Annotated in this window: 6 protein-coding genes; 3 read left to right on the top strand and 3 right to left on the bottom strand. The window is 54.4% G+C overall.

Annotated elements, in window-relative coordinates; translation table 11 throughout:
- Positions 1–136: 136 nt before the first annotated feature.
- Together ACKGJP_RS32610 and ACKGJP_RS32605 are read left to right on the top strand one after the other, a co-directional pair.
- Complete coding sequence (locus ACKGJP_RS32610; RefSeq protein ID WP_409342897.1) at positions 137–3,355, top strand: polysaccharide lyase family 8 super-sandwich domain-containing protein; 3,219 nt, start codon at positions 137–139, stop codon at positions 3,353–3,355.
- 38 nt (positions 3,356–3,393) lie between these two features.
- A complete protein-coding gene (locus tag ACKGJP_RS32605) occupies positions 3,394–5,895 on the top strand; it encodes a M60 family metallopeptidase (RefSeq protein ID WP_409342896.1) in 2,502 nt (833 codons plus the stop codon).
- Positions 5,896–5,999: 104 nt separating this feature from the next.
- On the opposite strand, the gene ACKGJP_RS32600 is transcribed toward ACKGJP_RS32605, so the two are convergent.
- The 3 genes from ACKGJP_RS32600 to ACKGJP_RS32590 form a co-directional block, all read right to left on the bottom strand.
- Entirely contained in the window at positions 6,000–6,896 is an 897-nt protein-coding gene (locus ACKGJP_RS32600) for a carbohydrate ABC transporter permease (RefSeq protein ID WP_409342895.1), read from the bottom strand.
- Between the two features lie 54 nt (positions 6,897–6,950).
- Positions 6,951–7,865 (bottom strand): carbohydrate ABC transporter permease, encoded by a 915-nt coding sequence (locus tag ACKGJP_RS32595; protein WP_409342894.1) that lies wholly within the window; start codon positions 7,863–7,865, stop codon positions 6,951–6,953.
- Between the two features lie 138 nt (positions 7,866–8,003).
- Positions 8,004–9,404: an ABC transporter substrate-binding protein gene (locus ACKGJP_RS32590; protein ID WP_409342893.1), complete on the bottom strand. Its 1,401-nt coding sequence runs from the start codon at positions 9,402–9,404 to the stop codon at positions 8,004–8,006.
- Positions 9,405–9,701: 297 nt separating this feature from the next.
- Between ACKGJP_RS32590 and ACKGJP_RS32585 the strand changes: the two genes are divergently transcribed.
- Entirely contained in the window at positions 9,702–12,125 is a 2,424-nt protein-coding gene (locus tag ACKGJP_RS32585) for an EAL domain-containing protein (RefSeq protein ID WP_409342892.1), read from the top strand.
- The last annotated feature ends 120 nt before the right edge of the window (positions 12,126–12,245 follow it).

Genomic DNA, 12,245 nt, shown 5'->3' with positions numbered 1-12,245 from the left:
CGAACGGCCCAGAAGGACAAGCAGATCTATTCGGGCAAGTATCTCGGATTATTTGAAAGCGCTTTAACGGAAGTGTTAATGAGGCAATGCTTCCTGCATGATTAGCATCTACTACTCCGTCCAGGAGGGGACTGACATGTTCAAATCGCTGAATAAATTGTTTGCGATGCTTTTAGCCGTTTCCATGCTGCTGCTATCGACTGCCACTATCATACCAAATCCGGCATACGCGAACACGGAAGCAGGTTCGGAAGCCGGCGGGGAAGGTAATTTTGCTATGGACACCTATGATGCCCTTCGCTTGAAATGGTTCAACAAATTAACGGGGAACGATCAATACGATCCGAACGATTCCGATATGGCTGCGACGGCAGCCTCTGCGGCGGACAGAGTCAGCAACGCCGGGGGAACCGGGTATTGGGATTCCATGAACAAAACCGCAGGCCGTACTTCCTTATGGAGCGATTCGGCCAGCACGACGGAGTCGGCGCATGTTTCCGCATCGTACGTTCGTTTGAAAGCGATGGCGCTGGCCTATGCGATGAAGGGCTCGAGGCTGCACCGTAACGAAGCTTTGCGGGCCGATATTATCGGCGGCTTGGATTGGATGTACGCAAACCGTTACCACGAGAACCAGAAGGAGTACAAAAACTGGTGGGACTGGGAAATCGGGTCGCCGCAAAATTTAAACGATACGATCGTCCTGATGTACGAGGAGTTGACGCAAGAGCAAATCGGCGCTTACTTTCGCGGGATCGACCGGTTCGTGCCCGATCCGTCAAGGAGAACGAATCTTCCTTCGCTGAGAGAAACGGGAGCGAACCTGCTGGATAAAGCGCTGGTAGTCGCCATTCGCGGCATCGTCGCCAAGTCCGGGGAGAAGATCGTTCAGGCGAAAGAATCGCTCAGCCCGGTGTTCCTGTATGTGAACGACGGAGACGGTTTTTACGAGGACGGATCGTTTATCCAGCACGATTACGTGCCGTATAACGGAAGCTACGGTGCGGTGCTGATCAGCCGCATTCCGGATATGTTCTATTTATTGAGCGGCTCTCCATGGACGATATCGGATCCGAATGTAGGCAATGTGTACAAATGGGTGAAAGATTCGTTCCAGCCGCTTCTCTATAAAGGCGCGATGATGGACATGGTGAGGGGAAGGGCGATTTCGCGGCAAGGGTCCGGCGACCACGGCGCCGGCCGGGACATTATTCTGAGCTTGCTCCGTCTGGCGGAAGGGGCTCCGGCGGATCAGGCGCTTGCCATCAAGCGCATGGCCAAAGGATGGATCTTGTCCGACACGACGTATGCTAACTACGCCGGAAATTTGAATATTTTTGATATGATCCTCGTAAAAAAATTGTTGCAGGACGATACGATCCCGCCTGAGACCGAGCTGATCAAGCATCAGGTGTTCGCAGCGATGGATCGGGTCGTGCATCTGCGGCCGGACTTCGGATTCGGGATCAGCATGTCCTCCAAGCGAATTTCGAGCTTTGAGATGGGAACGGGCAGCGGAGCCGAGAATACGAAGGGCTGGCATACGGGGTACGGCATGACCTATTTATACAACGGCGATCTGACGCAGTTCAGCAAAGATTTCTGGCCGACAGTCAATATGCTCCGTCTGCCCGGTACGACCACGGATGGCTCCCAAGGCAGTCCTTTATCGTCGTGGCGCGCGTATTTGAGTCCGAAAACTTGGGTGGGCGGATCGTCCGTCGATGGGCTATACGGGGCGGCAGGCATGGAGTTTGATCTGGAGAACAGCACGCTTACGGGCAAAAAGTCATGGTTCTCCTTTGACGATGAAATCGTTGCTTTGGGGTCGGGCATAACGGGAAGCGACGGCCGAAAGACGGAAACGATCGTAGAAAACCGCATGTTGAACGACAGCGGCGATAATCGGTTGACGGTAAACGGGGAAATCAAACCGTACGGCGCCGGCTGGTCCGAATCGATGACGGATGTGAAGTGGGCGCATCTCGCCGGAGAGGCTGCGAATGCCGATATCGGGTACTATTTTCCCGAGCCAGCTTCTCTATCCGGTTTGCGCGAATCGAGATCCGGCACATGGAAGGATATCAATGTCAACGGGAGCACGAATCCGATTACCCGAAATTACATGAGCCTGGCGTTCGATCACGGAGCCAATCCGACGAACGGCGAGTATGCATACGTCCTGCTTCCCAATAAAGATGCGGACGCGACGGCAAGCTACAGCCGCCAGCCGGACGTGGACATTCTCAGCAACACGCCGGATGTTCATGCGGTCCGGGAAAACAAACTGGGCGTTACGGCGGCAAACTTCTGGAACGCGGGGACAATGGACTTCATCCGAACCTATCAGCCTGCATCCGTCATGGTGAAGGAAGAAGGGAAGGAATTGACGCTCTCCGTGTCCGATCCGACGCACCTACAGAGCAAGATTACGGTGGAACTGGGCAAAACCGGCGTATCCGTCATCAGCCAAGACGATACCGTTACGCTGACCCGCAAAGCGCCTTATATCCGGGTGGAAATCGATACGGCAGGCTCGATCGGGAAAACCCACACCATCAAACTGAAAATCAATCCGAATGCGCCGGAGCATCTGCCCGCCATCAATAAGCTTGAGGTGAACGCGGCGAGCGTCTTGTACCGCGGCGATCAGACGACCGTAACGATGGCGGTTTATAACCTCGGGGAGCGCACCCCTGGCGGCAAGCTTACGCTTGACGCTCCTGAAGGATGGACGGTTCAGCCTGCGAGCTTTAACGTCCCGTCGCTTGAACCGGGCGAGTACCGACTCTATACCGCGCAGCTGGACGTTCCCAAGGACGCGGAATATGCAAGCCACATGGTGACGGCCGCATTGAAGACCGCAACCGTAACGCAAAGCGCCGCTAAAAACATCGAAATCTCGCGGCGGAACGCGGCGTTAGGCAAACCGGCGTCTCAATCAAGCATCGCTTACGGGGGCGTCCCGGAGCGAGCCGTTGACGGCAATACGAACGGTTCCTATAGCGGGGGATCGGTTACCCATACGACGGAGAATGCGGTTCAGCCGTGGTGGCAGGTTGACTTGGGGAGCAGTCAGCCTATCGATGAGATCGGTATATGGAACCGGACCGACTGCTGCTCTAACCGGCTTAGCGACTACTATGTCTTCGTTTCCAATGAGCCGTTCGCAGGCGCTTCACTAGCCGAGACGCTCGAGCAACCCGGCGTTTGGGCGGCGCATCGGACGGAAACGGCAGGAAGAACGACGATTGTACCGGTCGGCCAGTCAGGCCGTTACGTCAGGATCCAGCTTCGAGGCACGAACGCGCTCAGCCTTGCCGAGGTCCAGGTTGTTCCTTCCGAGCAGCCATAGAGTAAGTTAAAAGCGTTCATAGAGGAGGCAAGTCAAGAATGAACAATAGGAAAAAAACGTATGCGGCCCTTGTATGTACGATCTCCTTACTCGCCGCGGCATTACCGTCCGTGACCGCCGCTCAAGACAATGAAACGGCATCGACGGTTACGGCGTCAACTTACGAAACGGCCTTGCCGGAAGCGCGTTCCCTTACGCCGGGCAATCCGGTACCGGCTGCTGCCGGGCTGCCTTCGCCGGAGCTGCTGCAGAACGATTTCAGCATTTTATATCGGGACCTGCAAGGGATGCCTTATTATTCGGGCGGGGGGGTAGCGGCCATCGGGAATGCGGCATTTAACGTTAACGTTCCCGATTATATCCCGACGGTCGCGGCATCCCGCTACGGAAAAGGGCGGATCGTAGCTGCGGGGAGTAAGGAATATTTCAGCCTGGCTCAAGCTTCCGGCGATGCCAAAAGCATGATTGCCCGAAATATTTTGTTATGGCTGACGGATGACTCGCACACGAATCAAGGCAAAGGCAACGATAAAACGAATCGCTACGAGGACGCACTGAAGGGAACGGGGAAAAAGATAAGAATCGTCACAACGTCGAGCACCTTTACGGCGGATCCCTCTTTACCTATCGAAGTGGTGAAATTGGACAGCTGGACTTCGGAAAATCTGAATCCGCAGAAATATGCGGTTGCTTACGTGGACAATTCGATGAAGGATTCGGATCTGGAGGCGCTGGATGCGTTTATACGACATGGCGGCGGCATTGTGGTTGCAGAAAATAGCAGCGGAATCGAGGGGATCACGCGGGACACGCCCGAGGAAATCGTTCTGCAAGTCGGCAACCTGCGAGGAGCCAGACTTAGCCGCGACTGGGCTGTTCAGAAGCTGCTGAACCGGGCAGGCCTGTCGCTAATGAACCGAAGCTCCGTTTCGAGTGTAGGCGAATCGGCTCTGCCGTACGACCGGGCGAACAGTCACCACATCATGACACGCCTCCAGCAGGGAAAAGCAGTTGAAGAAGGGACGCTATCCCTCGATCAAGTCGACATCGGTCCTGCAGACGGGACGGCGAGCAAGAAGCAGGAGCTGCTTTACACGCTGTTAAGCGAGACGCTCGAAACGATATCGGCCGAATCGCCGCTATACGACTGGGCGGACAGAGAGGCGCGCAACCTGCCGCAAGCCGTATTCCCGGTGACGAAACTGCAGCTTCCTTACACGAACGCTTTGCTTAACTTCCAGTTCAGTCACTTCACCCTAGACGCGTCCAACGAGAAATCGCCCTATGCGGATTCGTTTCCGGGGAGAGTGGCCGACGATGCGCAAACGGTAACGAACCGGGAAGTGGAAGTCGATTTTGATTTCCCCAATACGATGTATACGCATGCACTGCCGTCCAAAAACTGGATGAGTACCGGCCTGTATGCGCCTCCCGGCAAAGTCGTGACGATCGAGGTGCCGGAGGGGGTCGAGCATCTCACGGTGCAAATCGGCTCGCACGACGATGATCTTAGAAGCTCCAGCAAGTGGGGGCGCGTACCGCTTGTCGTCAATCACCAAAAGTTGACTCCAGGCATTCATCAAGTGAATAGTCCGTACGGCGGGTTGATTTACCTTATTCCTCTGAAGGCTCAAAAGGAATTCCGTGCAACCGTCAAGATCAGCGGGGCGATAGAAGCGCCTTATTACGTCCTGGGCAAAACGACCCCGGAGCAATGGGAAAGCATCCGCAATGCCCCGTATTCCGTTCCGTTTGCCGAGCTGCAGGGTGAGCGAATCGTGCTTACTGTTCCTTCGGATGTGATCCGCAATGTCACGGATCCGGAGGAACTGATGCGGACTTGGGACGGAATCTATGACAGCTATGACGAGCTGGCCGGTCTGGATCCGGAGCGGGCAATGCCGCATACCGCCCATAAGCTGAATCGGCGTTATGTGGCGGACGGACAAATATCCGCAGGGGCCTTACACGCAGGTTATCCGATTATGATGCCGTTCAGCTATGCGGCCAAATTGCTGGACGTGGATTATCTCCGTACTGGCGCCTGGGGATTCTGGCACGAGCTGGGACACGAATATCAACAAAGAACATGGACGTGGGGCGATGTCGGCGAAGTAACCGTCAATATATTTTCCCTCTATATTCAGGAGAAGTTCGGGAATGCTTCCGAATTGCTTAAAGTCGGGAAGGACGGCAAAAGCTACTACGACCGCGGGATTGAATTCGCAACGAGCGACGACCCGGCAAAAAAATACGGGAAAATCGACAACTACGACAGGCTAGTCATGTTCAAGCAGCTTCAGCTGGCGTACGGCTGGGATTTCTTTACCCGGATTTTCGAGGCTTACCGCGAGATGCCTCAGAATCAAATTCAAGGCACCGTCGATACGTTCGCGGTAGTCGCTTCCCGGACGGCCGGTGAAGATCTTGCCGAATTTTTCGGCAAATGGGCCATTGGGGTAACGGATAGCGGAAAAGCAAGAATTGCAGCCTTGCATTTACCGAAGCCGCAAACCGAGATCTGGACGTTGAAGGAGTAGGGCATTCAACCAAATGTATTCGCTGTCCTTCCGAACAAAACGGCTTTCTTTCAAGACTCCTATGCCAAATGCGCATAAGGAGTCTTTTGTTTGCAGCGGGATTTTTATCCTTTCAGGGAACCGGCGGTGATGCCCCCGGTAATTTTCTTTTGGAAGATCATGTACACGATGAGCACCGGTACCATCGAGGTGAGCAGGGAGGCGAACAGCGGCCCCCATTCGGTCCGGTACTGCATTTCGGCCTGCATGACGGCGATGGCGACCGGAATCGTATATTTCTCCGGGTCGCTGTTGATGATCAGCGCATAGATGTACTCGTTCCAAATGTTCAGCACCGTAATGATCGCGACGGAGTAAAGTCCGGGCGTGGCCAAAGGCAGCATGATGCGGAAGAAAATGCCGTAATGCGAAGCGCCGTCCATCGCGGCGGCTTCCTCCAGCTCGTTCGGTAGCGTCCGGAAAAAGCCGACGAGCACGAACACCCCGAACGGCACGGCCGTGATCGCGTAAACGAGCGTCAAGCCGATCAGCGAATTGGTCATGTGCAGATCGTCCATCAAGAAGAACAGGGGGATAATGCCGAGAAACGGCGGAATCATCATATAAGCCAGAAACGTGTAATACAGAACGCCGCTTCCCCGAAAGGCGTAGCGGGCGAGCACATAGGCGGTCGTCGCCGATAGCAGCACGCCGAGCGCGGTACTCCCGATCGTAACGACGATCGAATTGACGAAATAGCTGCCGAAATGGTATTTCTCGAACACGTACGTGAAGTTGTCCCAGAGCAGCGGCAGCTTCGGCAAATCCCACGGCTTGCCGAGAAAAAACTGCTGATTGTCCTTGAGTGCGCCGAATACCGTCCAAACGAGCGGATAGATGACGCAGACCGTCCAGAAGACAAGAGTGAAATAAAGAAAGAACCGTCCGAACGGATTCGTTGCGCTGCGTTTCTGCCTGTTCATCCGAGGTCTCGCGTTCGGACTCGCTACTTGTTGTTCCATGTTGACCGCCCTCCAAACCTGTAATTGCGAGCAGCCTCTCTCCGGCCTCCACCGCTAGGACAGCTCGATTGTTTCTCTCTTCATCAGCCGCTGCAGCGCCGCCGTCGTGATGAGCGCCAGCACGAGGATAAGCACGCCGATTGCTGCGCCATAGCTGAACTTGCCGTACTTGAAGGCGTTGTAATACAAGTAAGAGCCGAGCACCTGAGTGGCGTTGTCGGTTCCGCCTTCGAAGGTCATGATTTTCACGATGACGAACGACCCGCTGAGCGTCGTCATCGTGATCCAGAGCACGGATGTCTGCACCTGCTCCCACATGAGCGGCAGCGAAATGTGCCGGAACTGCTGCCACTGCGAAGCGCCGTCGATGTCCGCGGCCTCGTAGAGCGTGGAAGGAATCGCCAGAATGCCGGCAATGAGCAAAATGATCGAAAACCCCGTCCCGGCCCAAATCGACGGCGGAATTAAGGTGAAGATCGCCCATTTGCCGCCGAGCCAGGCGTAGTCGTACGGTTTGTCGGTAAAGAGCGAGATGAACGAGTTCAGAAAGCCGAGGTTCGGGTTGTAAATGTAGCGCCAGAGCACCCCGACGACGACCACGGACAGCACGTTCGGAATAAAGAAAACGCTTCTGTAAAAGTTCGCGCCTTTTACCCGGAAGCGGGTCAGCACGACCGCGAAGAAGAGCGACATGATCATGAAGCCGATGATTTTGCCGATCAGCAAAATATAGTCGTTGCGAATCGACTTCGGAATGATGGCGTCGTTCCACATTTCCTTGAAGTTGTCCAAGCCGATGTAATTGTAAGTTTCCGAGCCGCCCGACCAGTCGAAGAAGCTTAAGTAGATGCCCTTGAACATCGGATACAGCAAAAAGAGGGCATATAAGGCGAGCGTCGGCAAAATAAACGATGCGATAAACAAGCTGCGTTTGGTCCGGGCGACTCCCGTTCTTGCGTTAGCTTTCATACGAACCTCCGGTCCGTCCGGCTGGTCTCCCGCGCTCGAGCCGATGAAGGCTGGCCGTAAGGAGGGCCGACGTAGATAAAAAGTAGGAAAGATAACAAGGGAAACGGCGTTCCCTTATTATCTTTCGGGCAAAGCGGTTTACTTGGTTGCTTTGGCACGGATTTTATCGGCGGCGGCTTCCAGCCGGTCGCCCCATTCGGCAGGCGTGATTTTGCCTTCGGTCAGCGCGACGGTCGCGTCGTTCCGCACTTTTACGAGGTCCTCCGGAATGACGGTTTCCGGCGCGACGATCGTGTTCGGATTGCTGTAGTACTTGTTGGCTTCCTTCGAAAGCGCGTTGGCGTTCGTGTTGTCGAGGTTCGTTTTCACGTTCATGACGGCTTTGGACAGCTCCGCCCATTTCTTGGAGGCGTCTTCCGTAAAGATGTATTCGATGAATGCTTTGGCGGCTTCCGGGTTTTTCGCTTTCTTCGCGATGCCTACCGTTGCGGTTGTCGGGATGGCGACGTATTTGCCGCCTTTGTCTTGACCGATCGACGGGATGAAGCCGAATTCGAAGCCGGCCGGAATGTCCTTCGCCATCTCGTTCTCGACCCACAGGCCGTTCGGGATGAACGCCGCTTTATGCTGCAGCCACTGGGCTTGCGAGTCCGTATGGTTGAGCGCGACCGACGATTTGGCGATAAAGCCCTTGTCGCGCATCTCCACGATGCGGTTGAGCGCTTTGACGACCGGCTCGGATTTGAAAATGCCTTTCTCCAGGTCGTTGATCCGCGTAATGATCGAGCCGTCGTAGTTGTTCATCGCAACGGTCGTCGCGTCGAGCATCCCGCCGTTAATGTAGTACGGATATACGCCGGTATGCATGTAGACGTCCATGCCGCCGGCCGCTTTTATTTTGTCGCCTACGGCGAGAAAGCTCTGCCAGTCGGTCGGCGTTTCCCAGCCGTTCTTCTTGAACAGCGCCTTGTCGTAGAACGTGCCCCACGAGCCGAAAACGAGCGGGAGGGTAAAATATTTGCCTTTCGTATATTCTTCAGGCTTGGCGATCAGCAGATCGAGAATTTTTTTGCCCTCGACGTTCTTGGCATCCTTCAGGTAGTCGGTGAGGTCCATCAGCTGGCCGTCGAGATACATCGTGCGCGGGTTGGCGCCAGCGCCGTCGATGTAGACGAAGTCAGGCGGATTGCCTTGAATCCAGCGAGGCTTCGTTTGCTCGTTAATTTGCGGGCCGGCCGTTTCTTTGATTTTGAGGTCGGGGTATTTTTTCTGGAATTCGCCGATGATCTGCTTCCACCACTTGTCGCCGTAGCCGCCGACGAAATATTGGATCTCGAACTCGCCCGTCAGCTTCTTGCCGGTATCGGCCGGCTTCACGCTTTCCGCCGGTTTGGCGCTCTCGCTCGGCTTCGGGCTGTCGCTCGGCTTCGCGCTCGTCGCAGCCGGTTTCGGATCTCCGCCTCCGCAGCCTGCCAGCGACATCAGGGCAATGGCCGAAGCGACTCCGGCGGTCATCCATTGTTTCGTTCTTCTACTCATCGTAGAACCACCCTTCCCAAATTGGTTTCTCTCACTTCCCCCTCATCATAATTCGTTTATCGAAGCGCTTACATGGAATAATCTCCATGAAATCTTGAATAATGTATTTCATTTCGGACGCATGAAAGACGCGCGAAGAGACTTGTCGAAGTAGGTTGGAATTGGTTCTATTTTCCTATTTCCGTAGACCCATTATGTCGAACTATGTTAAAATCAGTTGGGAGAATATTCCGGTTACTTGCATGTTCCACCACTCAGGTGACAGCCACTTTTGATGAAAGGACGGAAGCAGCACTCATGAGAGCAGTCATCAAGACGGTCACGATTATTTATGCGATGGTATACCCCGTAATAATGCTTCAAGAAATCCCTAAAGGCACGATCGGCTTATTCGGCTACATGTTCATTACGATGAGCATTTATTTATGGAACCGGAACGGAGGAATCGTATCGGCGGTTTACGCGTCGGCCGTAATCGTTTTGCATTATATGATCACAGGAGGCTCGTTCTCTGCTGTTTTCACGGGATTGGTTATCTACTTCCTGCTCGGTATTGCGGGGGGCTGGTTCACGCAGACGGTCCGGATGAAGAACCGAGCGCTAGCTAGCGAGATCCGATCAAGCGCCGCAATCAAAGAGAAGCTTGCAGCCAACGAAATGTTCCTGTCCAACGCTATGCGGCTTGCGCGGCTGGGCCCTTGGACGATCGATTTGGAAGCGAATACATTGTCGCTAAGCGACGAGCATATGGAGATGATGGGCTACCGCAAAGGGGAGATCGATCAGCGCATGTCTCCCGAGCATTACATTCAGCGGCATGTGCATCCCGATGACGTTCATCTGGTCACGAATAAATACCGGCATGTGCTGCGGAATAACGGACCGGACTATACGGAGGAACTCGGCTACCGAATGCTGAAGAAGGACGGCTCCGTCCTCGAGGTGTACATCATGTATCACGGAGACCGCGAGGATCGCTCGAAGGTGTACGGCACGACGCAGGACGTTACGGCTATGCGCAAGACGGAGAAGGACCTGGTCGGAGCCTTCCAACAGCTGCAGGTGCTGAAAAACGCGCTGGACGAGTCGTTCCTCGTTACCATTACCGACACGAACGGAGCCATCCTTCATGTCAACGACCGTTTTTGCGAAGCCTCGGGCTACTCGAGAGAGCAGCTGCTGGGGAAGGATCACCGGATCCTGAATTCGGGCCATCACCCGTCGGACTTTTTCGCGAATATGTGGAGGACGATCGAGGAAGGGAACATGTGGCGCGACGAAATTCTCAACCGGACGAAGGACGGTTCGCTGCATTGGCTGGATACGACGATCGTTCCGTTGAAGGACGAAAGCGGGAATCAGCAGCAATACGTGGCAATCCGAAAGGACATCACAGCCCGCAAAACGGCCGAGGAGCAAATCGTTCATCTGGCTTATCACGATTCGTTAACCGGGCTGCCAAACCGGCTGCTGCTGTACGAAAGGCTGGGAGAGGTTGTCGCTTCGCCGCAATCGGGAAAGCAAGCTGCGCTCGTTCTCCTAGATCTGGACAATTTCAAAATGATTAACGATAGTTTGGGGCACTACATGGGAGATGAGCTTCTCAAAAGCTTTACCGAGAGACTAAGCCGCTTTACCCGGGAGGACGAGGTTATTTCAAGGATCGGCGGGGACGAATTTGTCGTATTGATCCCGCACTTCGCTTCCTTCGAAAAGCTGTACGCCCGGTGCAAGGAGATGAGCGAATCGATCAAAGAACCGTTTCAGCTTGGCGAGCATCTATTTTTCGTTACGGCGAGTATCGGAATCAGCTTATTCCCGAATCACGGAAGCACGGTGGAGGAGCTGGTCAAAGCGGCCGATCTTGCCATGTACCATGCCAAAGGGGAAGGGAAGGACGCCTTTTACTTTTTCCAGCCGGAGATGAACAGCAGGGTGACCGAGATGGTCAGCATCGAGCGGAATTTAAGAAAGGCGCTTCAAAACAATGAATTTTTTCTGCAGTATCAGCCGATTATCGAACTGGAAACGGGGGGTTTTTACGGAGTTGAATCATTAATCAGGTGGAATTCGCCCGAGCTGGGTATCGTTCCGCCCGTTAAATTTATTTCCCTGGCCGAGGACGCGGGGCTTTCGGGCGAAATTTTCGAGTGGGTGCTACGGACGGCTTGCCACCAGTATATGTCGTGGGAGCGCGAATGCGGGTATTCGTTTATCGTCAATGTGAACGTATCTCCGCGGCAGTTCAAGAAGGTCGGCTTTGCCGAGAGCGTGCTTCGCATTATTGAGGAAACGCGCATCCGTCCGCAGTGCGTCAATCTGGAAATTACGGAGGATGGGCTCCTCGAAAATCCGGACGAGAACGTCAACCGTCTCAACGTATTGAAGCAGGCAGGGGTGTCGATCTCGATCGACGATTTCGGGACCGGGTTCTCTTCGCTGCATCAACTGAAGACGCTGCCGATCGATAAGCTTAAGATCGACCGCGTGTTTCTCAAAGACGTTCATAAAAATGATAAAGATCAGGCACTCTTGCAATCCATTATCGCGCTTACCCATAACCTTGGTCTAACGGCTGTCGCCGAAGGCGTAGAAACGGCGGAGCAGCTAAGCTTGTTGAAGCAGATCGGCTGCGACTACGTGCAGGGCTTCTATATCAGCTATCCGCTTGACACCGAGCGATTGACCGAGCTGCTTCGGCTCCGTCAGGCACATCTCTGAGATCCGCCGTTCCCGCATATAACATTACCGGAAGGACGATTCGGCTGCGCTTTGCAGCCGGGTCGTTCTTTTTTTGGGGCATGAGGCAGCTTCTCCATCGGTAATTTTCAGGGGGGCGGC

It is taken from the genome of Paenibacillus litoralis, assembly GCF_046244365.1.
Classification (GTDB): Bacteria; Bacillota; Bacilli; order Paenibacillales; family NBRC-103111; genus Paenibacillus_V.
Note: the sequence above shows the minus strand (reverse complement) of the source record. Positions and strands in the feature narration are given on the sequence as shown.

What these genes read in the sequence shown, in the direction of transcription:
- ACKGJP_RS32610 (WP_409342897.1), top strand. Translation starts at nt 137, where the DNA reads ATGTTCAAATCGCTGAATAAATTGTTTGCGATGCTTTTAGCCGTTTCC.
- ACKGJP_RS32605 (WP_409342896.1), top strand. Translation starts at nt 3,394, where the DNA reads ATGAACAATAGGAAAAAAACGTATGCGGCCCTTGTATGTACGATCTCC.
- ACKGJP_RS32600 (WP_409342895.1), bottom strand. Translation starts at nt 6,896, where the DNA reads ATGGAACAACAAGTAGCGAGTCCGAACGCGAGACCTCGGATGAACAGG.
- ACKGJP_RS32595 (WP_409342894.1), bottom strand. Translation starts at nt 7,865, where the DNA reads ATGAAAGCTAACGCAAGAACGGGAGTCGCCCGGACCAAACGCAGCTTG.
- ACKGJP_RS32590 (WP_409342893.1), bottom strand. Translation starts at nt 9,404, where the DNA reads ATGAGTAGAAGAACGAAACAATGGATGACCGCCGGAGTCGCTTCGGCC.
- ACKGJP_RS32585 (WP_409342892.1), top strand. Translation starts at nt 9,702, where the DNA reads ATGAGAGCAGTCATCAAGACGGTCACGATTATTTATGCGATGGTATAC.